We start from the raw sequence: 21,000 nt of genomic DNA, 5'->3' as shown, positions 1-21,000 counted from the left end.
TGTCGCTGTCGCTGTCGCTGTCGCGATCCCCGGACTTGTTCAACAAGCCGGGAGGGCCATCAATCAACGTTGCTTGTTGCGTGCGTCATTAATGGCATTGCGCGTAGCAATTGCCGCAGCTTGTGCCGCATCACGCCAGTCATCGCCACGGCTGGCGTACAGGATGGCGCGCGAAGAGTTGATCATCATGCCGTTACCTTGCGAGTCCATACCGGCAGCAACGGTTGCGACCACATCGCCACCTTGTGCACCAATGCCGGGCACCAGCAAAGGCATATCGCCAATACGGGCACGCACTTTACCGATTTCCTCGGGGAAGGTTGCGCCGACCACCAAAGCACATTGGCCGTTCGTATTCCATTTCTCTGCCACCAGGCTGGCCACGTGCAGGTACAGCGGGGTGCCGTCAGCCATTTCCATGAATTGCAGGTCCGAGCCACCGGGGTTGGAAGTGCGGCACAGCACGATCACGCCCTTGTCCTTGTGCTCCAGATACGGCTCTACCGAGTCAAAACCCATGTAAGGGCTGACCGTGACGGCATCCGCGCGGTAGCGTTCAAAAGCTTCGCGTGCGTACTGTTCGGCTGTCGAACCCACGTCCCCACGTTTGGCATCCAGCACAATGGGCAGGTGAGGGTAGCGGCTGCGAATGTAGTCGCACAGGTCTTGCAACTGATCCTCGGCACCCTGAGCGGCAAAGTAGGCAATCTGTGGCTTGATGCCGCAGGTGTAGTCGGCGGTGACGTCCACAATCGCTTTGCAGAACTCATAAATCGCGCCGGGTTTGCTGGCCAGCTCCAAAGGCAAGCGGGCAGGGTCTGGGTCCAGACCCACCATCAGCATGGATTGGTTGTCCGTCCAGGCACGGTTCAGTTTTTCTATGAATGTCATGGGAATCAGGAAAGTAAACGGCTATACAAAAAGCTGAGCCAGACGGCACCAGCAAAAATAAGGGACAGCAGCACGGCAGCACTGGCTAGGTCCTTGGCGCGCCCGATCAAGGGGTGATGCTCCAGGGTAATGGTGTCAGCCAGGGCCTCCAGGGCCGAGTTCAACAGCTCCACCACCAGCACAAAGACCAGTGTGCCCAGCAAGACCTGAATCTCCGCCGGGGTTTGCCCCAGCCAGAATGCCAGTGGAGTCAGGATGACAGCCAATGCCAGTTCCTGGCGAAAGGCAGCCTCGTGGCGCAGGGCAGCGGCCAGGCCTTGACTGGAGTAGCGCAAGGCATTGAACAGGCGGCCCAAACCACCTTTGCTTTTGAATGGAGAGTCTGACATGAAGGAAGCTGCAGATTGAAGTGCCCTGATTATAGGGGTTTGCTTGGACGAAAAAAAACCGGATGGAAAAATCCATCCGGTTTTTGTACTAAAAGCGTGGCGATCAGGGCAGAAGTGATCAATTTCCGCCCGAATCGGGGTGCTGATGTGTGGCTTAGAAGCCGCCCATACCACCCATGCCGCCCATGCCACCCATGTCAGGCATGGCTGGAGCAGGTTTGTCTTCCACGATTTCGGTCACGGCCACTTCGGTGGTCAGCAACAGGCTGGCGATCGAAGCTGCGTTTTGCAGGGCAGTGCGAGTCACCTTGGTTGGGTCCAGAACGCCTTGCTCGACCAGGTCACCGTATTCGCCAGTAGCAGCGTTGTAACCGTAGGTGCCGGTGCCGCTGGCCACTTGGTTAACAACCACGCTGGCTTCTTCGCCGGCGTTGGAGACGATGGTGCGCAAAGGAGCTTCGATAGCACGCAGAACCAGTTTGATACCAGCGTCTTGGTCGGTGTTGTCGCCAGTCAGTTGGGCAACAGCTGAGCGGGCACGAATCAGTGCAACGCCACCGCCAGGAACGATACCTTCTTCGACGGCTGCGCGAGTAGCGTGCAGGGCGTCTTCAACGCGGGCTTTCTTCTCTTTCATTTCGACTTCGGTGGCAGCGCCAACACGAATCACGGCAACACCGCCAGCCAGCTTGGCCACGCGCTCTTGCAGTTTTTCACGGTCGTAGTCGGAAGTGGACTCGTCGATCTGAACGCGGATTTGTTTCACGCGAGCTTCGATGTCGGTGCCGTTGCCAGCGCCGTCGATGATCGTGGTGTTTTCTTTGGCCACTTCAATGCGCTTGGCCTGACCCAGGTCGTCCAGAGTCGCTTTTTCCAGGGACATACCGGTTTCTTCGGAGATCACGGTACCGCCAGTCAGGATAGCGATGTCTTCCAGCATGGCTTTACGACGGTCGCCAAAGCCAGGGGCTTTAACAGCAGTGGTCTTCAGGATGCCGCGGATGTTGTTCACAACCAGAGTAGCCAGGGCTTCGCCTTCCACGTCTTCAGCAACGATCAGCAAAGGACGGCTGGTCTTTGCAACTTGCTCCAGTACGGGCAGCAGATCACGGATGTTGGAGATTTTCTTGTCGAAAATCAGAACAAACGGGTCGTCCAGAACAGCAACTTGCTTCTCGGAGTTGTTGATGAAGTAAGGGGACAGGTAGCCGCGGTCAAACTGCATACCTTCAACCACGTCCAGTTCGTTTTCCAGCGATTTGCCGTCTTCAACGGTGATCACGCCTTCTTTGCCGACTTTGTCCATGGCATTGGCGATGATCTCACCAATGGAGTGGTCGCTGTTGGCCGAGATGGAACCGACTTGAGCGATTTCTTTGCTGGTGGTGCAAGGACGGGACAGCTTGCGCAGTTCGTCAACAACCACAACAACAGCCTTGTCGATACCGCGCTTCAGGTCCATTGGGTTGATGCCGGCGGCAACAAACTTCAGGCCTTCTTCAACGATGGCTTGAGCCAGCACAGTAGCGGTAGTGGTACCGTCACCGGCGTTGTCGGAAGTCTTGGAAGCAACTTCTTTAACCAGTTGAGCACCGATGTTCTCGAATTTGTCTTTCAGTTCGATTTCTTTGGCAACGGACACACCGTCTTTAGTAACGGTAGGAGCGCCGAAAGAACGGTCCAGAACAACGTTACGGCCTTTAGGGCCCATGGTGGTCTTAACAGCATTGGCCAGAACGTTGACGCCGCGAACGATGCGGGTGCGTGCGTCGTCGCCGAAGTAAACTTGTTTTGCGGTCATGGTTTGAATCCTATTGAATTTTCGTTGGCGGTACTTATTCGATCACGGCGAAGATTTCTTCTTCGCGGATCACCAGCAGCTCTTCACCGTCGATCTTGACGGCCTGGCCGGAGTACTTGCCAAACAGAACTTTGTCGCCGACTTTCAGATCCAGCGGCAGAACCTTGCCGTCCTCGGTTTTCTTACCGGGGCCAACGGCCAGAATTTCGCCTTGATCGGGCTTTTCAGTCGCGCTCTCGGGGATAACGATACCGGAAGCGGTGGTGCGTTCGTTGTCCAGACGCTTGACGATCACACGATCGTTCAAAGGACGCAGTGCCATGGAGAAACTCCTGTTTAAATATGACTTTAGTTGTGAGTCCGATTGGGGGGCGAGGCGCTTTAGCACTCAACCCCTTCGAGTGCTAATTATAGGGACGACTTTTCTAATTTCAAGAGCACCCGGGGGCTGGTGTTACATATTTGTCCTGGGGCGTGGGGTTGTGGGGGTGTTGGAGGGGGAGAGGGGCACCGAGGTTTGAGCTTCCGTCACTCAGTTTTGAACTCTGAATAGCAGTCCAACTGGGTGTCAGTGGAGGGTATGAGGCTGAGGAGGACTTATGGAAAGTTTTGGAAATCCCTTGTTTGGTTGGTTTTATGGACTTCGGAGTCCATTTATGGAACAAACACCAAACAGTTGGCCGCTTTCGGCCAGGAGGTGACATTAGACAAAGCAAATAGATTGCTGACGAACCTCTTCGGTATCGAATATTCTGTAAGCCTCATTTCGCATGACCTCAAGGAACCCACAAATGATTGGTAGTTGCTTATGTGGCAGTGTTCGCTACAAAATTTCCGGGCCTCTATCAGGGGGACTTAATTGTCATTGCTCAATGTGCCGCAAGGCACACGGCGCTGCGTTTCGATCTAGAGCAGCGGTATCCGTGAGCGATTTTCAATGGGTTAGTGGTGAAAGCCAAATTACTTGGTATGAGTCATCACAAGGCAACCACCGAGGATTTTGCCGCATATGCGGCACGCCCTTGCTTAGTCGATTTGACAATCATCCATCCATCTACGGATTACCGCTAGGAGCGCTAGACGATGATCCAGGTGTTCGCCCAGAAAAGCACGTATTCGTCGCCAATAAAGCATCTTGGTTTGAGATTACCGATGACCTACCTCAACACGTCGGGTTGCCGTGCGAATAAGTGCCCAAATTCGGCCGGAAGGAGCCTTTCAATCCATTGAAATCTCTGGAGGCATCTTGCTCAGTTCCAAGACAAGAAGGTCATTCAATAGCGGCGTGCCTACACCTGCATTCAATGGGTAGTTGGTAGTGTTGCCTGTGAGCTTGTAACCTCTACGCTGATAGAGACTGAGCAATTCGGGGCGTGATGAAAGCACCGACATCATCAAACGCGCAGGGGCAAAGTTCTTGATGGCATAAGTTTCGGCCGCCAAAAGCATTTTCTTACCCATTCCCGAATTTTGCTCTGTGGGAAGCGTGGCAAGCATTCCTATCCAGCAATCCGATTTATCATAAGTAACTTGAACGCAAGTGACGATTTCATCGTTGCGAACTGCCACCAACACTTGTGAGTTAGGAGTCATCTGTTGAGCTATTTGCTCTGGGGAGGCTCTACTGTCAGCGACTAAATCTGACTCGTGCGTCCAACCACCTGAATTCGCATCTGGTCGGTATGCTTTGTTGACCAATAATGCTATGGCTTGCTATTGGCTTGAATTAGCCAGTTGGATCATTTCGTTCATGCCTCAATTATATTTCTCGGAAAGAACAGTCGAACTGTGAATGTCTCCTTTGGGTCGAAAGCAGCCGCGCCGTTTAGGCAACTGCCTGATGCTCGCCTCAATATATAGATCAGTAAACACGATTCAAAATTAAGCGATGAACAATACAGCAAGCTCAAAGCTCAAAGCTCAGTGGCGTTCGACTGCGGCCCGCACAGCTCTAATATCCGGTATATATGCAGGGCAGTTCATATAGGGGAGTGCACGATCCACTCCCCCCACCACCTCTTGGACAAAGCAAAAAACATCGTGCGGAACATCTACCTTCTTCTCGCCGTCCTCGGCGCGGCATTGCCTCTGTCGCAGTTTGTTCCGTGGCTCTCCGCCTATGGGCTGAACCTGCCGCTCTTGCTACAGCAAGCCACCTCCAGCTCTATCTCCGCCTTTGCCTGGGCAGACGTTTTAGTTTCGGGTATCGCAGTTGCTGTGTTTATTCTTGTCGAAGGGAACAGGATTGCGATGCAACGCCTGTGGTTACCCCTTTTGTGTCTGGCGGTAGGCCCATCATTGGCCTTGCCGTTTTTCCTGTTTCTGCGGGAAGGACATCTGGCCGCGTCCAGGGCTATCCGGGCCTGAAATCACTCTTAAGAGCATTACGCTGGTTTGCTTGATGCTGCTCCTTTAGGGGGCAGCGAATGCTCAGTTATTGTGATGCTCTGCAAACCACTGCCTAATTCCCCGTACTCAAGGCAATCAGCTTGCTCATCGTGTTGAAGTTACGCGTAGTGGCAACGACCTTGAGCTTTTTCTCGATGAAATTATTGTTCGCTTTCAGGTCTCGATACCGGGTTGCGCACAGGATATAGGCGATGTCATCAATGACGCGCACCTGATCCGGCGCGTGTTCCAGGGCGAGGAAGGCATGCAGTAGTGCGCTGTCTGCCGGTGAACGCAGCAAGGTGAAATACAGTTGGCTGGAGGGCTGGTCCTTGAAGGGATTGTTCGCCATGACCTGCATGAAATAGGCTGGTGTCCGGGCAATCACCTGAATATCCCCGCCCAGGTTTTCCTTGATGGCGTGATGAACTAGTTGCTCCAGTTCCGGCTGCTCAAGCTCCGTGGACACAATGGCATTGCCGCTTTGAATATAGGTTCTGACGTCCCGCAAACCCGCCGCTTCCAAAGCCGCCCGTAGCGGTGCCATCAGTACTTTGTTTTTGCCGGTAGGCATGACGCCACGCAATAAAAGAATCTGTGTGTTCATGGTGTGTTCTTGCTGTGACGTTGTGGTGTTGCCGCGCAGGCGGGATTTTTGGCCTGCTATTTTATGCTGTATTTAAAAACAGTGTCTGGTTTGATTTTCCAAGTTCGCCTTTTTCCGAGTACAGGTACAATGCGAATCTTAATTAGAAATCATTCCCATTACTGTTTGAATGAGCCCGACCTCCGGCCCTTCCGATTTCGCTTCTTCTGACGAGTTTGTCAGCCTGTACCGTGAGCATCACGGCTGGCTGGTGCAGATGTTGCGTCGTCGGCTTAGCGGCAATACGGACCATGCTGCTGATCTGGCGCATGACACCTTCGAGAGGGTAATCCGCAGTCAATCCACCGCTGTATTTTCCGAACCTCGTGGATTTCTGACGACGGTAGCCAAGCGTTTGCTGATCGATCAGTGGCGCAGGCAGGCTATTGAGCAGGCTTATCTGGAAACTCTGGCTGCACGTAGTGTGGAAGTGGAGCCCAGTCCGGAGACCCATGCTCTGGTGGTGGAAGCGCTGGATTCGGTGTGCCGCATGATGGAGCAGTTGCCCGCACGGGTGCGCAAGGTGTTTGTGCTGGTGCAAGTAGAAGGGCTGGCGTATCAGCAAGTGGCGCAGACACTGGGGATTTCAGTGCAGTCCGTGCAGCGCGATATGGTCAAGGCCTGGCAGTATTGCTATGCGGTGCTATACGCATGAGTACGTCCCGTCCCGAGGCCTTGCATCCCGACATTATTGAACAGGCTGCGCAGTGGATGATGCGGCTTGGGGATGGGCCGGATGCTTCCATGGAGCAAGCCTGTCAGCAATGGCGACAAGCGGATGCCCGTCATGAACTTGCATGGCAGCGCCTGCAGGGAATCAGCCAGAATTTGAATGCTGCGATTGGTGGCTCCGCCGCTGCGCCTGTCGCGGGGCAAACTATCTTGCGTTATTGCGAACGCCGTTCACGTCGTCATGTCATGAAATGGATGTTGGGCGGCGTGGCCGCTGGCTCCTTGGGCTGGCTCGGATTGCACGAGGGTCTGTTTGATAGCGCAGACGTGTATCGCACAGCGACTGGTGAGCAGCGGGTTGTGAGCTTGCCGGACGGTACGGTGCTGACGATGAATACAGGTTCCGTCGTGAAGTTGCGCTACGACGCGCAACAGCGTCACATTCACCTGCGTCGTGGCGAAATCCTGATTTCCACAGCAAAGGATCTGGCTGCGCGTCCCTTCACGGTTGAAACTCCCAATGGTTTGCTGACAGCCTTAGGTACGCGCTTTACGGTGCGGCAGATGGATGATGAGGCGGCTGCAACACGGCTGGCGGTTTTTGAGGGGGCGGTGCGGGTGGAGCCTGCAGATAGCGCATCCGCTTCGCAGGTCTTGCACGCGGGTGAGCAGATTGAGTTCGGTCGACACAGCATGTCATCGCCTCAGCCGCTGCAAGATGCAGAGCCGTCCTGGACGCAAGGCATGTTGGTGGCCAATCGCATGCGTCTGGATCTGTTCCTGCAAGAGCTAAGCCGTTATCGCCCCGGTGTTCTGCGTTGTGATCCCGAGGTCGCTCATCTGACCGTCACGGGTGCCTTCCGTATTGATGACACCGACAAGGCTCTGGAAGTACTGGCCGATGTTCTGAAGTTGCAGTTGCGCTATCGCACCCGTTATTGGGTCAGCGTGGGGCAGGCTTGATGACTGCCTTCGCCCTTTACCGAAACTAATTTGTAACTGCTGCGAAGATTCCTGATTCTGCTTCGTTAGACATAGTGATAGACCCCGAGGCGCCAGGGGTTTAATCCTTTTATTCGACGAACCAGGAATTTCAGTCATGCCTCCAAGTCAGTCCTCATCCCATCCTGCTGTCTTTACCAGCCCCAGAGTACGGCCCACTTATTTGCGTCTGGCACTAGGCCTTGCGATGGCTGCTGCTCCGCTTGTCATGCCTGCTACCAGCTGGGCGCAGGCAGCATCGGAGCGCGGCATTGTTTTTGCGATTGCGCCCGCAGCCCTGGATACAGCTTTGGGACAGTTTGGCCTTGCTGCCAAAGTAACGGTAGCTGCATCGCCGGATCTGACCAGTGGCGTAAGGACTCGAGGGCTAAGCGGTCGATATACCGCCGAGCAGGGGCTGGATATCTTGTTGAGCGGGACTGGCCTGCAAGCGGTCGCGAACAGTAATGGCGAAGGCTATCACCTGCGTCGTATCGCCCAGCAGGCACCTGGCGTGTCCATGCTGGAATCGGTAAAAGTCAGAAGTAGGGCCAGGGATGCCGCGACAGAGGGTTCGGGCAGCTACACCACCCGCGCCGTGACCATAGGCAAAGGACAGCAAAGCCTGAAAGAAATCCCGCAGTCCGTGACGGTGGTGACGCGTCAGCGCATGGACGATCAAAATGCCACCACGCTGGATGATGTGCTGGCCAACAGCACGGGCATGACGCTTTATAAAAGCCCCATGGGCGGGAACTACGTGTTCTCGCGTGGGTTTCAGGTAGATAGCTTTCAGTTTGATGGTGTTAATCGCGCTTTCTATTATCCACAGGCCAATAGCTTCACCAGCAATACCGTGCTGCTGGATCGGGTAGAGATCATCCGTGGTGCGACAGGCTTGCTCCAAGGTGCGGGCTCGCCCAGTGCGGCGGTGAATCTGGTGCGTAAGCGTCCTCTGGCAGAAAACCAGTTGGACATGCTGGTCAGTGGTGGTTCGTGGAATAACTACCGAGCCGATCTGGATGTTACTGGCCCGCTCAGTGAGGACGGTGCCTTGAAAGGGCGTGCCGTCGCCAGCCACAACCAGCACGACTATTTTTATGATGGGGCAGACAGCAAGACCGGCGTTTTGTATGGCGTGCTCAGTTATGACTTCAGCCCGGGTACCAAGCTGACAGGTGGATTGAGCTATGAGAAGATGCGCGCCACACCCTTCTTTCATGGTTTGCCGCATTCCTCCACGGGTGAAGATCTGGGCTTGAAGCGCTCCATATCTTTGGGGCAGGACTGGAATAGTTGGAATAGCACGCAGACTTCGGCATTTGCAGAGTTGGCGCATCGCTTCAACGAAGACTGGTCGATGCGTTTTACCGGTTCGACCACGGAAGAGTCAAACGACTCCAAATATGCTTTTTTGGAGGGGGCGGTAAATCCCCTGACCGGCCAAGGCTTGTCCATGTATGCCGGTCTGTTTGATTTCTCCACACGCAACAAGGCGCTGGATCTGGAGGTAAACGGGGCTTTTGAAGCCCTGGGCCGCAAGCATTCCTTGAGCGTTGGTGCCAGTTATAACGAGTTGACCAGCAAGAGTGACTTTGCCCTGGCCCGCATGGGCCGGTCGGTGAATATCTGGAATCTGGACCACCATGTACCGGAGCCTTCAGACGATTGGTTGCGCGAGAACGCTTATCGCGGTGATGCCAATATTGTGAAGATGAAGCAAAAGGGCGTGTATGGGGTAGGTCGGTTCAGTCTGGCCGAGCCTTTGACTCTGGTGGCGGGGGCTCGTGTCAGTTGGTATGAAAATACCAACCGCTATCGCGACACGGGCCTGACTTACTCTGATCCGTTCAAGGAAAGCGGCGTGGTCACGCCTTATGGCGGCTTGATCTACGATGTCACACCTGAATGGTCGGTCTATACCAGCTACGCGGAGATTTTTCAGCCGCAAAACTCTCTGGATGCTGCCGGCAAGGTACTTGATCCCATTCAGGGCAAGAACTACGAGCTGGGTCTGAAAGGGGAACTGATGGATGGACGCGTCAATGCTTCGGTAGCCTTGTTCCGTATTGATCAGAAAAACCGTGCACAGCAGGATATGGTCAGCCAGTGCTCGGTAGGCAATCTGTGCTATCTGTCCAGCGGTAAAGTGCGCAGTCAAGGTGTGGATGCCGAGATTAGTGGCGAGTTGGCCCCCGGCTGGCAGCTGTTTGCTGGCTATACCTTCAATACCTTGAAGTTCCTTGATGATACCGAGGTGCAACCGACTGCGTTTGGCCGTACCTTCACGCCCAAGCATATGTTCCGTTTGTGGTCCGATTATCAATTGCCCGGCGCTTACTCGGCCTGGAATCTGGGCGGCGGGGTGAACTTTCAGACGGGTAGCCATACTGAAACTCGTGGCGTGAGAGTGGCGCAGGCTTCTTATGCTGTATGGAATGCGCGGGTGGGGTATCAGTTCGACAAGAACTGGTCGGCCGCATTGAACGTCAACAATCTGTTCGACAAGAAGTACTACCAGACTATTGGCGCGCCGGGCTGGGGCAGCTTCTATGGCGAACCACGTAACGCGACCTTGACCTTGCGTGGGCGCTTCTGATACTGAACATCAGTAGCAGTCGTTCCGTCTACGTCCTGATATTGCATTAATGGCGAAAAAACAGGCCGGCTCCCAAAGGAGTCCGGCCTGTTTTTTGTATAGGGCTAGTGGAGTTGTTAAAACCAACTGCTCAAGCCTTTTTAATCGCGGTTCTGTGTGTCTGCTTGGTTCTAAAGCAAGGTCTCAGGCAGCGCTAGATCGTTTGCTCAAATCCGGCGCAGGTGTAGCTGGCAACAAAGGATCAATTGCGCGGCACAGAGCCAGCAACTGATCATCCGCACCGATACCGGCTTCAATCAGCATGCCCACCGGCAAACCGCCCGACAGGCCGATGGGCAGGGAGATACCCGGTGCACCCAGGTTCGAGCCCACATCAGTACGCGAGATATAGGTGTTGAAGGTAGGCACTGCCTTGCCGTTCATCATGGTGGTTTCATCATCGCCAATCGGGCAGGCGGTCAGCGGGCTGGTCGGGAAGATCAAGCCACCCACATTGGACTGGCGCAGCAGGTCTGCATAGGCTTGCTGCATCAGGGGGCGGTCTACATTCAGTGCTTCTTCGTAGGCTTCCTGGCTGATGGTGTAGTCGCCCGTAATGGCATCAAAAATCTCTTTTACGTCCGAGCTGTGAATACCGGCAATCAGCTCGTCCAGACCAATGCTGTACTTGTTCTCGGCCAGATACAAAGGCAGGTTTTGCAAGGTCTCGTACAGCACAATCGGCATGCCGACGCGGGCATTGATTTTCAGCACCGGGGACAGATCTACATCGACCAGCGTGACACCGGCTTTTTGCAAATCATCCAGAAATGCGAGGGTGACGTCGGCCACACCGGCATCCATCTCTTTCCAGAAGCTGTCACGGGGTACGCCCAGACGCAGTTCTTTCAAGGAGGGAGTGGCGATAACGGATGGGGCTTTTTGGCAGAGCAGGCTGTCCAGCAGGCTGATGTCAGCCAGACTACGAGTCATGGGGCCAGCCGTATCGCGGGTAGGGGACAAAGGCACAATGCCCTGGCCCGAATATCGGCCCACCGTAGGACGGAAACCGTACAGGCCGCAAAGCGCTGCGGGCAGACGCACCGAAGCGCCGGTATCCGTGCCCAAACCAGCTGGAAATTGACGAGCCGCCACAACCGTTGCAGTGCCACCGGAAGAGCCACCGGGAATCCGTTTCGGGTCATACGGATTGCGACTGGGGCCGGTGGTGGCGTTATTGGTCGTAATGCCAAAAGCCAGTTCGTGCATCACGGACTTGGCGGGCAGCACGGCACCGGCTTTACGCAATTGTGTGACCACATCCGCATCTTTCAAGGGTACGCGGCCTTGCAATGCGCCGGTGCTGGATGTGGTGGGCATGTCCGTGGTGTTCAGATTGTCTTTCATCACCAAAGGCACGCCGTCCAGCGCCAGGGCCTCGCCACGGGCGCGGCGCGCGTCGGACTGATCTGCCTGCTGGTAAAACAGCTCCGAATTCAAATGAGCCAGGCCGCCCAAATGGGCCATTTCTTGTGATTGTTTGAGCAGCTCGTCGGCAATCTCGCGGGCGCTGAACTGGCTTTTTTCCAGACCTGCCAGCAGATCGCTGGCGCTAAGTTCGGTAAGTGACATGAGGTCTCCTGGGGAGGCGTGAACGCTCCCGGCTTTTGCTGTGATAGTCCGATCAATCAGCCTCTAACAGGGCTGTCTTGAAAAAGAGACTGTAAGGGTATCAGCAAGCAGGAGGAATAACTCAGGAAGCCTTCCAAACGACCTTGTTGCGGCCAGCATGCTTGGCTTCGTACAAAAGCCGGTCAGCATGTTCAATGGCCTGATTGATGTCGCCATTGCTGCTTAGCTGAACCACCCCGAAACTGGCGGTTAACGTATGCGCTGTGGCGGGGATATGCAGATTCATCACACTGCTACGCAAACGCTCGGCAACCAGCACAGCGGTATGCAGGCTGGTACTGCGTATCAGCAAGACAAACTCCTCGCCCCCGAAGCGGGCGGCCAAATCATCCTGCCGTACCGTGCGAGCCAGCAAAGCCCCAAACTCCTTCAAGGCCCGGTCGCCCGCGGCATGGCCCCAGGTGTCATTGACCATCTTGAAATGATCCAGATCGCAAGTCATGACCGCCCAGCCACTATGACCATACAGCTCCAGCCGCTTTTTAACCTGCTCGAAAAACGCACGACGATTCAGCAAGCGAGTCAAAGGGTCCCGGCTGCGCTCATGATCCAGCGTCTGCACAATCGACATGGCTGTACTGGTCAAGATAGCCAGCGCGACCCAAATGCTGATGAACATATTGGTCGCCAGCATCAAGAGCCAAAACCCGGAGCGGGTCAGCTCTGGCTGCATCTCGCGAGGGATCAACGTGGCCAGCGCACAAACACGAACAAAAGCATAGAGCAGAGCCGTCAGATAAGAGGCCCGCAACAGCGTTGCTAAAGGAATCGTGCGCGATCTGCTGGACATAATCGACTTGACGGGCAGGGCGACCAGCAAGGCTAAGCCCCAGTTCAGAATCTGCAAACGTAGCCAGAGATCATCATCAATCTGGGAAAAATAAAAAAGCAGCACCAGCGTCAGGAGCATGATCGCGCAGGCCAGCCTGGGATGAGCACGCCCGCCAAAACGCAAAGCAACCCCATGAGACAGGGCCCAGACACCAAACAAATACATAGCCGACAAAGGCAGAGTCCAGCGCGCCAAGAGCCCATTGGGCATCAGACTATGGATCCCCATAGGAATAGCCGTGGAGATATACCCCGAGGCAATCCAGAGAAGATAACGATGATCGCGTAGACGGCTCCAGCAGTAAATCATCGCGACGCCCAGCAATGCCGCGCAGGCAGGGACGATCAGAACGAAATACTGGTTGGAAGAGGACACGGTGTGTTCGCGTGCATTAAGAAAAGTTGAAAATCGGCGTTCCAACAATTGTAACGATATTGCTGCAGGGCAAACGCTTATCAATTGAGAACAAACAGTTTAATCAGAGTAAAGAAGATGTTTTGATCTGCTTTATGAGCCAGTTTCCGTTAAGGGAAAGCTCCACAGAACAAGAAGGGGGAGAAAAACAAAGGATTGTTTACCTTACCTAAACAAAAAATCAGGAATACTTTCCAAACCAGGACCAAAAACAGACAGCTGGGGAGACCCACCCTCCGCTGCATTTTTCATGACAAGAGACTGGGCCACAAAAAACACCCCTGAATCCATCACCAATTAGCCCACAAAGCGGCATCACAGTTACGTTTCGCCCTCACTTTGCTCACGATGCGAGCCGCTTGGAGCCCTGCCAGGGTGTCGGGGCGATTCAGAGTACTTGCCGCGGTCAGGAGATAGCGTAGGGATGCAAGCACCCTGTTGTTTGACCGGGGCGCTTGTGGTTCGTCCGGGGGACGAACCACCCCGGGAGTTCAGGGTGCGCCCGTAGCTATCTCCTGACAAGGGCACCGGTGCGCAGCACCGGCAAGTGCTCAGCCCGGACACCCTGGCAGGGCTCCAAGTGGCGTCTTTCTGACAACGCCGAGTACCGAATAAGCACTCGCCCGGCCATCTACGCGTCCTTTTAGTTTGTTCAATTATTGAGCCGACACATGACATCTAAAAAACAAACATCTTCTCTTACCTGCGTTTAGTTCTTGAACAACAGAACAACAGAACAACAGAACAGCAGAACAAAAAAGAAGAAGGGGAGAGCCCAAATCGCTCTCCCCATCCTTAAAACGCTTCATCCGCAATTACTGCGCCGTCTCAACCAGCACCAGCTCAGCATCCTCCAGTGCCTGAATCTCCAGCGTCGTTTCATTGCGAACCGCCGCCCCATCACGAGCACTCAACTCCAGACCATTCACCACAACCCGCCCCGTGGCAGGCACCAGATAAGCCAGATGCTCGGCAGGCAAAGACAAAGTCGTGCTTTGACCCTTCTTCAAGGTCGCTCCCAGCACACGAGCCTGGGCACGAATCGGCAAAGCCTCCGCGTCACCCTCAAACCCACTGGCCAGAGCCACAAACTGCCCCGAACGCTCATCCTTGGGGAAAGGCTTGGCACCCCAGGCAGGCGGTAAACCACGACGCTCTGGCTGAATCCAGATCTGGAAAATCCGCGTCGTGTCACTTTCCAGGTTGTACTCCGCATGGCGAATACCCGTGCCGGCACTCATCACCTGCACATCACCCGCTTCCGTACGACCCTTATTGCCCAAACTGTCCTGGTGGCTGATTGCCCCTTCACGCACATACGTAATGATCTCCATATCGGCATGATCGTGAGGCGGAAACCCGGTGTTGGACGCAATCGTGTCGTCATTCCAGACACGCAAGGCACCCCAGTTCATGCGAGCGGGATCATAGTAATTCGCAAAAGAAAAATGGTGCTTGGCGTCCAGCCAGCCGTGGTTGGCGCCGCCCAGTTCATTAAAAGGCCGATGTTCAATCATGATGCGCTCCTTAATATTGGATACTAAAAAGAATTCTAAGCGTCTTGCTGATTGAATAAAATAGAATCAATAGCATAGAATCCATTCCAAAAACGACATGAAAACATTACCGGATCTACAAGCATGGGCCATCTTCGCCACTGTGGCGGAAACCGGCTCCTTCGCCCAGGCTGCCGAAGTTCTGGGCCTGTCACAACCCACCGTCTCCAAGGCAATCACCCGGCTGGAAAAACAGCTGCACGTATCCCTGTTCCACCGCACCTCCCGACGCCTGTCCCTGACAGAAACCGGGCAGGCCAGCCTGGAACAGGCCCAGGCCGTTCTGGCGGCCGGACAAAGCGCCGAAGCCCTGGCACGCGACCAGAAAGAAAGCCTGCAAGGACGCATCAAGATTGCCGCGCCCATGTCCTTCGGGCTGGAGCACCTGGCCCCTTTGCTGCCAGCCTTCATGGAAAAGCACCCGGCCGTTCTGCTGGACCTGCACTTTAACGACGCCCAGGTGAACATCGTTGAACAAGGTTTCGACATGGCCTTGCGTATCTCGACCATGGATGACTCCAGTCTCCTGGTGCGCCGCCTGTGCAATCTGCGTTTGCGCCTGGTCGCAGCCCCCAGTTACCTGGCCAAATACGGTAGACCCACCCACCCAAGCGACTTGGCACAACACATGAGCCTGCGCTACGCCTACGAGCGCCGTGGCAGCGTCTGGCGCTTTCAGCAGAGGGAGGAGTACTACTCCCAAACCGTGCCCTGCGCCCTGCAAGTCAACAACGCCCAGGCCTTGATCCCACCCTTGCTCCAGGGCCTGGGGCTGAGCGTGCTGCCGCAATTCCTGCTGGGCGATATGGTCGAGCAAGGCCAACTGGAAGTTGTATTGCCGCAATGGGATTTGCCCACCCTGACCTTGCATTTGCTGACGCCTCCGGGCCGGTCCCGCTCGGCCCGTGTACAAGCCTTTATCGACTTTCTGGTCGCCGGATTTGAGCAAGCACCCTGGGCCGATACCGGCCAGTAAGAGACTGCTTACGTTTTGCCGCTAGACTGTCTGGTCCACTCTTGTTTTCTAGGAGATCACTATGGATAAACGTCCTCCCTTGCCACCCTTCGATCTGGAAAGTGCCCGCCAGAAAGTGCGTGCCGCCGAGGATGCCTGGAATAGCCGTGACCCGGTCAAGGTTTCGCAGGCTTATACCGTGGATACGCGCTGGCGCAATCGTAGCGAATTTCCGCAGGGACGCGATCAGGTTCAATCTTTTTTAGAACGCAAATGGCAAAAAGAGCGTGAATACCGTTTGATTAAAGAACTCTGGGCCTGGCATGAAAATAGAATTGCCGTGCGTTTTGCCTATGAATGGCAAGATGAATACGGACAATGGTGGCGCAGTTATGGAAATGAAAACTGGGAGTTTGATGAGAATGGCTATATGGCAGTCCGCCATGCCAGCATTAACGATCTGGACATTACCGAGTCCGAGCGCAAATTCCATTGGCCTCTGGGCCGACGCCCCGACGAGCACCCCAGCCTGAGTGAATTAGGCTTGTAACACCCAGCCCGGATACTGTCGGATCTGGGCTACGGTCATGAATAAACAGTTATAAAAATAAAAAAGTCCGGTTTGCGCTTTGCAAAACCGGATTTTTTTTAAATCTTTAATCTTTATGCCTCATTCATGGCGTGCTTAAAAGAATTATGGGCAAAATGTTGAAGTTTCCCTGTTCGCAATCAAAGACATGCGGGCTGATAAATGTTTTAGTGTTGGGTTAGCTTCGTTCATCTCCAAGGAGTCATCTATCATGAATCACCCTGCAGGCCTGGATATGGCCGCCGTGGATCGCACTGGGCCTTCCAGTCATTATTCCCGATTGATCGAGCAAGCTCGCAAGGAGCACAGTCGGATTTGTGTAGTGGCTCACCCCTGCGACGACGTGTCCCTGGGAGCCGCCTTGCAGGCACGGGCCCAAGGCCTGTTCGAGATCGTGCTGGTTGGCCCGCAGGCCCGTTTGCATTCCGTCGCGGCAGAGCATGGTTTGAGCCTGGAAGGGGTGACCTTGATTGATACCCCGCATAGCCATGCCTCGGCAGAGCGCGCTGTAGAAGAAGTGCTGGCCGGACGCGCGCAATTGCTGATGAAAGGCAGCCTGCATACGGACGAACTGATTCAGGCCGTGCTCTGCACCCAGGGCAAAGGCTTGCGCACGGGCCGCCGCCTGAGCCATGTGTTCATCATGGATGTCCCCAGCTATCCCGAGCCCTTGTTCGTAACGGATGGTGCTATCAATATCTTCCCCGACCTGAGCACCAAGGCAGATATCGTGCAGAACGCCATTGATCTGCACCATGGTCTGGGCCTGGGCAAACCGCTGGTCGCTATCCTGTCTGCGGTCGAGCAGGTGACGGAAAAAATCCCCACCACACTGGAAGCCGCTGCCTTGTGCAAGATGGCTGATCGCGGCCAGATTACAGGTGGAGTGCTGGACGGCCCCTTGGCGCTGGACAATGCCATCAGCCCCGAAGCGGCGCGTATCAAAGGAATTGTGTCGCCCGTTGCGGGCAAGGCGCAGATTCTGGTGGCCCCTGATTTGGAAGCCGGCAATATGCTGGCCAAAAACCTGACCTTCCTGTCCGGCGCACAGGCTGCCGGTATTGTGATGGGCGCTCGCGTGCCGATTATTCTGACCAGCCGCGCCGATAGTGCCCAGACTCGCATGGCGTCTTGCGCCGTTGCCAGCATTTACGCCGGCTATCTGGAACGTAAAGTTGCCGTGGAGGCCACGCACTAATGAGCGAGCAGATTCTGGTCATTAACGCAGGCAGCTCCAGCCTGAAGTTTCATATGTACAAGGTGCAGCCGGGCGACCAGCTGGATTTTGAGTTTGGCGGTCAGGTTTCTGGCATTGGCAGTAGCCAGCCAGCTTTCAAGGTCAAGGATGCGCAAGGCCAATCCATGGTCAAGCAGGATCTGGATGGCGAACAGGCCAAGGACTTGCATACGGCCCAGGCTTTGGTGGCGCGCTGGCTGCTGGAGCATGTAGATGGTCGGCCTATTGCTGTTGGCCACCGCATTGTGCACGGGGGCGCTCGCTACGACAGCAGCGTGCCCCTGACGCCGCAGGTGTTGGAATATCTGGACAGCCTGTCGCCTTTGGCACCGCTGCATCAGCAAAACAATCTGGCTCCTGTCCGTGTGATCTTTGAACACTACCCGGAAATCTTCCAGGTCGCGTGTCTGGATACGGCTTTCCACCAAGGGCATGCGCCGCATTTGCAGCACTTTGCCTTGCCGGGCCGTTTCTTTGAGCAGGGCGTGCGCCGCTACGGTTTCCACGGCCTGTCCTACCACTATATTTCTCAGCACCTGCGCCGCGAAATGCCCGAGCTGGCCGATGGGCGTGTCGTCGTTGCCCACCTGGGTTCCGGGGCATCGGCTTGCGCTCTGAAAGAAGGCCGCAGCGTGCACACCACCATGGGCTTTACGGCGCTGGACGGCTTGCCTATGGGCACACGTCCGGGGCGTCTGGATGCCGGTGTGGTCCTGTGGATGCTGGAGCAGGGCATGGAACACGATGAGATCCAGTCCGTGCTCTACACCCAATCCGGCCTGAAAGGCTTATCCGGTGATCAGGCAGATATGCGCGCGCTGGAAGCTTCGGATGATCCTCGCGCCAAGCTGGCGGTGGAGTACTTCTGCTATCACACGGCAGAGAATCTGGCGGGCTTGTGCGTGGCCTTGAAGGGCCTGGATACCTTGGTGTTCACGGCGGGGATTGGCGAGCACAGCCCATCCATTCGCGCAGGCATCGCCAAGCACCTGGAGTGGATGGGGGTGGAGATTGATCCGGCTCGTAACCAGGCAGGGGAAACCGTGATTTCTACGGACAGCAGTGCTGTACGTGTTTTGGTGATCCCAACCAACGAGGAACTGATCATTGCTGAACAGTCCCTCGCTTTGGTACGTGCCAAACAGCAGACTCGCGACTAGACCTTAGGCGGCTTTTTGAACCAGACCAGCAGCCACGGTCTGGTTTGTGCTGGGGTCGATCAGGATGAACGAGCCCGTGCTGGAATGATCCTGATAATCGTCCAGCACCAGCGGGTCACGGCTGACCAGGCTGACACGGCCAATATCATTCAAGGACAGGGTGCCAGTGGCTTGCTGCTCTTGCAGACTATGCACGTCGCGCAGGGCATGCACGGCTTGCACCTTGGCTTGCGTCAGGCGTGTGCCTTGCTTTAACCAGTAAGAGCGGGTGGTGTTCAAGGCCTGCTCGTCCAGCCAGCACAACTGGGCGTCAAAGCGTTTGCTGGTGCTGACCTCATCATGGGCCAGTGTCAGCAGGTCGCCCCGCGAAATATCCAGCTCACGATCCAGCACCACAGTCACGGCGTCCCCGTCACTGACGGAAACTTGTTCCGTACCAGCGCGGAACAGCTGTGTGATGACGGCGGTTTTCCCGCTAGGCCACACCTGAACGCTATCGCCCACCTGGATGCGGCCACCACTGAGCTGCCCGGCGTAGCCACGGAAACCATCAGCACTGCTACCACCATGACGCGCTACCCATTGCACAAACAAGCGGGCAGGGCGCTGAATGTTCTCGCGCAGATCCAGCGATTCCAGCAAAGGCAGCAGCGGCAAGCCTTGATACCAAGGTGTGTGTGGCGATGCCTGGGTGATGTTCTCGCCTTTCAGGGCCGAGAGCGGAATGATATGAAAGTGCTCAATCCCCAGTTGTGTGGCCAGTTGGCGATAGGCTTCATGGATGCGGTCGAACACGGCTTGGTCCCAATCGACCAGGTCCATCTTGTTCACCGCCACCACGATATGACGCAGGCCCAGCAGTTTGGCAACGGTGCTGTGGCGCTTGGTCTGGGTCAGCAGTTCTCCGTCTTTGGCGCGGTGTGCGTCAATCAGGATGATGGCGGCCTGGGCGGTGGAGGCACCCGTAATCATGTTGCGGGTGTACTGCTCGTGACCGGGGGTATCGGCCACAATGAATTTGCGTTTGGGAGTTGCGAAGTAGCGGTAGGCCACATCAATCGTGATGCCTTGTTCCCGTTCGGCTTCCAGGCCATCGGTCAGCAAGGCCAGATCGGGTTCGGCGTCCTCGCCACGTTTGTACTTGGAGCGCTGAATGGCCGCAATCTGGTCGGCAAACACGCCCTGGCTGTCCACCAGCAAGCGGCCAATCAAGGTGGATTTTCCGTCGTCCACGGAGCCAGCGGTAATCAGACGCAGCACGCCCTGATCGGCAGCCTGCAGCCAGGCGTCATTGACTGTGTTCATTAGAAATATCCTTGTTTCTTGCGGTGTTCCATGGAGGCTTCGGAAGTCTGGTCATCCATGCGGGTGGCACCGCGCTCGGTAATGGTGGCCAAGGCGGTTTCAGCAATAATGTCTTGCACGGACGCGGCGGTAGAGAGCACCGGGCAGGTGCAGGAAATATCGCCTACGGTGCGAAAACGTACATCGCGCCATTCGGAGGTCTCACCCTCCAGCAGAGGAGTCAGTGGAGTGATGGGAACGATCAGGCCCTGGCGCTCCACCACTTCGCGCGAGTGGGTGTAGTAGATGGATGGCAGATCAATGGCCTCACGCTGGATGTATTGCCACACGTCCAGTTCGGTCCAGTTGGAAATCGGGAAGACGCGCAGGTTCTCGCCCTTGTGAATGCGGGTGTTGAACAAGTGCCACAGCTCGGGGCGTTGCGCTTTGGGGTCCCATTGGCCGAACTCGTCGCGAAAGGACACGATGCGTTCTTTGGCGCGGGCTTTTTCTTCGTCACGGCGGGCACCACCGAAACAGGCATCAAAGCCAAATTCGGCAATCGCTTCCAGCAAGGTGACGGCTTGGGCACCGTTACGGCTGGCGGTTTCATTGCGCAGCACGACGGTGCCGCGTGCAATGGAATCTTCCACGCTGCGCACAATCAATTCGGCGTTCAGCTCCGCGGCGCGGCGATCCCGAAATTCGATGACTTCCGGGTAGTTGTGGCCGGTGTCCACATGCATCAAGGGAAACGGCAATGGGCCGGGCGCAAAGGCTTTCTGCGCCAGTTGCAGCAGCACGGCGGAGTCCTTGCCGCCGGAGAACAGCAGCACGGGTTTTTCAGCTTCAGCCGCGATTTCGCGCAGAATAAAAATGGCTTCGGCTTCCAGCCAGTCCAGATGAGTACGGGTAGAGAGTGGTTCGCCCATGGG

20 protein-coding genes are annotated in these 21,000 nt (G+C 55.7%); 9 read left to right on the top strand and 11 right to left on the bottom strand.

The genetic code is table 11. The features are described 5' to 3' along the window. Positions 1 to 63: 63 nt before the first annotated feature. The 4 genes from pyrF to DUD43_RS15095 all read right to left on the bottom strand — a co-directional run bounded on the left by pyrF (position 64) and on the right by DUD43_RS15095 (position 3,403). Positions 64 to 891, bottom strand: coding sequence for an orotidine-5'-phosphate decarboxylase (gene pyrF, locus DUD43_RS15110; RefSeq protein WP_026485466.1), 828 nt, complete (start codon positions 889 to 891; stop codon positions 64 to 66). A gap of 5 nt (positions 892 to 896) precedes the next feature. After that, positions 897 to 1,280 (bottom strand): diacylglycerol kinase, encoded by a 384-nt coding sequence (locus DUD43_RS15105; RefSeq protein WP_153230921.1) that lies wholly within the window; start codon positions 1,278 to 1,280, stop codon positions 897 to 899. Between the two features lie 154 nt (positions 1,281 to 1,434). Continuing rightward, positions 1,435 to 3,081, bottom strand: coding sequence for a chaperonin GroEL (gene groL / locus DUD43_RS15100; protein ID WP_153230920.1), 1,647 nt, complete (start codon positions 3,079 to 3,081; stop codon positions 1,435 to 1,437). Between the two features lie 34 nt (positions 3,082 to 3,115). Beyond that, positions 3,116 to 3,403: a co-chaperone GroES gene (locus tag DUD43_RS15095; RefSeq protein ID WP_153230919.1), complete on the bottom strand. Its 288-nt coding sequence runs from the start codon at positions 3,401 to 3,403 to the stop codon at positions 3,116 to 3,118. A gap of 469 nt (positions 3,404 to 3,872) precedes the next feature. On the opposite strand from DUD43_RS15095, the gene DUD43_RS15090 reads away from it, so the two are divergent. Beyond that, positions 3,873 to 4,271 carry a GFA family protein gene (locus tag DUD43_RS15090; RefSeq protein ID WP_153230918.1) on the top strand — a complete coding sequence of 133 codons (399 nt, stop codon included), beginning with the start codon at positions 3,873 to 3,875 and terminating at the stop codon, positions 4,269 to 4,271. A 28-nt stretch (positions 4,272 to 4,299) separates the two neighbouring features. Here the strand turns inward: DUD43_RS15090 and DUD43_RS15085 are convergent, their stop codons facing one another. Further along, positions 4,300 to 4,779: a GNAT family N-acetyltransferase gene (locus tag DUD43_RS15085; protein ID WP_228125815.1), complete on the bottom strand. Its 480-nt coding sequence runs from the start codon at positions 4,777 to 4,779 to the stop codon at positions 4,300 to 4,302. A 321-nt stretch (positions 4,780 to 5,100) separates the two neighbouring features. On the opposite strand from DUD43_RS15085, the gene DUD43_RS15080 reads away from it, so the two are divergent. After that, complete coding sequence (locus DUD43_RS15080) at positions 5,101 to 5,448, top strand: DUF2834 domain-containing protein (RefSeq protein WP_228125814.1); 348 nt, start codon at positions 5,101 to 5,103, stop codon at positions 5,446 to 5,448. Positions 5,449 to 5,542: 94 nt separating this feature from the next. On the opposite strand, the gene DUD43_RS15075 is transcribed toward DUD43_RS15080, so the two are convergent. After that, on the bottom strand, positions 5,543 to 6,076 hold the full coding sequence (locus DUD43_RS15075) for a DUF1697 domain-containing protein (protein WP_153230916.1): 534 nt from the start codon (positions 6,074 to 6,076) through the stop codon (positions 5,543 to 5,545). Positions 6,077 to 6,245: 169 nt separating this feature from the next. Here DUD43_RS15075 and DUD43_RS15070 point away from each other — a divergent pair, with 169 nt between their 5' ends. The 3 genes from DUD43_RS15070 (at position 6,246) to DUD43_RS15060 (ending at position 10,367) form a co-directional block, all read left to right on the top strand. Beyond that, positions 6,246 to 6,770 carry a sigma-70 family RNA polymerase sigma factor gene (locus DUD43_RS15070; RefSeq protein WP_153230915.1) on the top strand — a complete coding sequence of 175 codons (525 nt, stop codon included), beginning with the start codon at positions 6,246 to 6,248 and terminating at the stop codon, positions 6,768 to 6,770. Next, a complete protein-coding gene (locus tag DUD43_RS15065; protein ID WP_153230914.1) occupies positions 6,767 to 7,750 on the top strand; it encodes a FecR domain-containing protein in 984 nt (327 codons plus the stop codon). Before DUD43_RS15070 ends, DUD43_RS15065 begins: the two co-directional genes overlap by 4 nt. A gap of 136 nt (positions 7,751 to 7,886) precedes the next feature. Further along, entirely contained in the window at positions 7,887 to 10,367 is a 2,481-nt protein-coding gene (locus DUD43_RS15060) for a TonB-dependent siderophore receptor (RefSeq protein ID WP_153230913.1), read from the top strand. A gap of 183 nt (positions 10,368 to 10,550) precedes the next feature. On the opposite strand, the gene iaaH is transcribed toward DUD43_RS15060, so the two are convergent. The 3 genes from iaaH to DUD43_RS15045 all read right to left on the bottom strand — a co-directional run bounded on the left by iaaH (position 10,551) and on the right by DUD43_RS15045 (position 14,801). Beyond that, positions 10,551 to 11,978, bottom strand: a complete 1,428-nt coding sequence (gene iaaH / locus DUD43_RS15055) for an indoleacetamide hydrolase (protein ID WP_153230912.1) — start codon at positions 11,976 to 11,978, stop codon at positions 10,551 to 10,553. A gap of 121 nt (positions 11,979 to 12,099) precedes the next feature. Beyond that, on the bottom strand, positions 12,100 to 13,245 hold the full coding sequence (locus DUD43_RS15050) for a sensor domain-containing diguanylate cyclase (RefSeq protein WP_153230911.1): 1,146 nt from the start codon (positions 13,243 to 13,245) through the stop codon (positions 12,100 to 12,102). Positions 13,246 to 14,099: 854 nt separating this feature from the next. Beyond that, positions 14,100 to 14,801 carry a pirin family protein gene (locus tag DUD43_RS15045; RefSeq protein WP_153230910.1) on the bottom strand — a complete coding sequence of 234 codons (702 nt, stop codon included), beginning with the start codon at positions 14,799 to 14,801 and terminating at the stop codon, positions 14,100 to 14,102. Positions 14,802 to 14,898: 97 nt separating this feature from the next. Between DUD43_RS15045 and DUD43_RS15040 the strand changes: the two genes are divergently transcribed. From DUD43_RS15040 to DUD43_RS15025, 4 genes are all read left to right on the top strand, one after another. After that, positions 14,899 to 15,816, top strand: a complete 918-nt coding sequence (locus tag DUD43_RS15040; RefSeq protein ID WP_153230909.1) for a LysR family transcriptional regulator — start codon at positions 14,899 to 14,901, stop codon at positions 15,814 to 15,816. 61 nt (positions 15,817 to 15,877) lie between these two features. Then, positions 15,878 to 16,345 (top strand): DUF1348 family protein, encoded by a 468-nt coding sequence (locus DUD43_RS15035; RefSeq protein ID WP_042488755.1) that lies wholly within the window; start codon positions 15,878 to 15,880, stop codon positions 16,343 to 16,345. A gap of 250 nt (positions 16,346 to 16,595) precedes the next feature. Beyond that, the gene (locus tag DUD43_RS15030) at positions 16,596 to 17,582 is read left to right on the top strand and encodes a phosphate acetyltransferase (protein ID WP_153230908.1); all 987 of its coding nucleotides are present in this window, start codon (positions 16,596 to 16,598) and stop codon (positions 17,580 to 17,582) included. Then, positions 17,582 to 18,781: an acetate/propionate family kinase gene (locus DUD43_RS15025; RefSeq protein ID WP_153230907.1), complete on the top strand. Its 1,200-nt coding sequence runs from the start codon at positions 17,582 to 17,584 to the stop codon at positions 18,779 to 18,781. Before DUD43_RS15030 ends, DUD43_RS15025 begins: the two co-directional genes overlap by 1 nt. Positions 18,782 to 18,784: 3 nt before the next feature. On the opposite strand, the gene DUD43_RS15020 is transcribed toward DUD43_RS15025, so the two are convergent. Then, entirely contained in the window at positions 18,785 to 20,086 is a 1,302-nt protein-coding gene (locus DUD43_RS15020; RefSeq protein WP_153230906.1) for a sulfate adenylyltransferase subunit 1, read from the bottom strand. After that, the gene (gene cysD, locus DUD43_RS15015; protein ID WP_026485483.1) at positions 20,086 to 20,997 is read right to left on the bottom strand and encodes a sulfate adenylyltransferase subunit CysD; all 912 of its coding nucleotides are present in this window, start codon (positions 20,995 to 20,997) and stop codon (positions 20,086 to 20,088) included. Before cysD ends, DUD43_RS15020 begins: the two co-directional genes overlap by 1 nt. Positions 20,998 to 21,000: the final 3 nt, after the last annotated feature.

The sequence above is a fragment of the Alcaligenes faecalis genome, from assembly GCF_009497775.1.
Lineage (GTDB): Bacteria > Pseudomonadota > Gammaproteobacteria > Burkholderiales > Burkholderiaceae_B > Alcaligenes > Alcaligenes faecalis_D.
The sequence above is the reverse complement of the archived record's forward strand: the minus strand, read 5'-3'. Positions and strand labels throughout refer to the sequence as shown.

Bases quoted from the DNA above. Each gene is read 5' to 3' on its own strand.
- groL (WP_153230920.1), bottom strand. From the start codon at position 3,081: ATGACCGCAAAACAAGTTTACTTCGGCGACGACGCACGCACCCGCATC.
- DUD43_RS15030 (WP_153230908.1), top strand. From the start codon at position 16,596: ATGAATCACCCTGCAGGCCTGGATATGGCCGCCGTGGATCGCACTGGG.
- pyrF (WP_026485466.1), bottom strand. From the start codon at position 891: ATGACATTCATAGAAAAACTGAACCGTGCCTGGACGGACAACCAATCC.
- iaaH (WP_153230912.1), bottom strand. From the start codon at position 11,978: ATGTCACTTACCGAACTTAGCGCCAGCGATCTGCTGGCAGGTCTGGAA.
- DUD43_RS15020 (WP_153230906.1), bottom strand. From the start codon at position 20,086: ATGAACACAGTCAATGACGCCTGGCTGCAGGCTGCCGATCAGGGCGTG.
- DUD43_RS15075 (WP_153230916.1), bottom strand. From the start codon at position 6,076: ATGAACACACAGATTCTTTTATTGCGTGGCGTCATGCCTACCGGCAAA.
- DUD43_RS15090 (WP_153230918.1), top strand. From the start codon at position 3,873: ATGATTGGTAGTTGCTTATGTGGCAGTGTTCGCTACAAAATTTCCGGG.
- DUD43_RS15095 (WP_153230919.1), bottom strand. From the start codon at position 3,403: ATGGCACTGCGTCCTTTGAACGATCGTGTGATCGTCAAGCGTCTGGAC.
- DUD43_RS15040 (WP_153230909.1), top strand. From the start codon at position 14,899: ATGAAAACATTACCGGATCTACAAGCATGGGCCATCTTCGCCACTGTG.
- DUD43_RS15025 (WP_153230907.1), top strand. From the start codon at position 17,582: ATGAGCGAGCAGATTCTGGTCATTAACGCAGGCAGCTCCAGCCTGAAG.
- DUD43_RS15060 (WP_153230913.1), top strand. From the start codon at position 7,887: ATGCCTCCAAGTCAGTCCTCATCCCATCCTGCTGTCTTTACCAGCCCC.
- DUD43_RS15105 (WP_153230921.1), bottom strand. From the start codon at position 1,280: ATGTCAGACTCTCCATTCAAAAGCAAAGGTGGTTTGGGCCGCCTGTTC.
- DUD43_RS15065 (WP_153230914.1), top strand. From the start codon at position 6,767: ATGAGTACGTCCCGTCCCGAGGCCTTGCATCCCGACATTATTGAACAG.
- cysD (WP_026485483.1), bottom strand. From the start codon at position 20,997: ATGGGCGAACCACTCTCTACCCGTACTCATCTGGACTGGCTGGAAGCC.
- DUD43_RS15045 (WP_153230910.1), bottom strand. From the start codon at position 14,801: ATGATTGAACATCGGCCTTTTAATGAACTGGGCGGCGCCAACCACGGC.
- DUD43_RS15070 (WP_153230915.1), top strand. From the start codon at position 6,246: ATGAGCCCGACCTCCGGCCCTTCCGATTTCGCTTCTTCTGACGAGTTT.
- DUD43_RS15035 (WP_042488755.1), top strand. From the start codon at position 15,878: ATGGATAAACGTCCTCCCTTGCCACCCTTCGATCTGGAAAGTGCCCGC.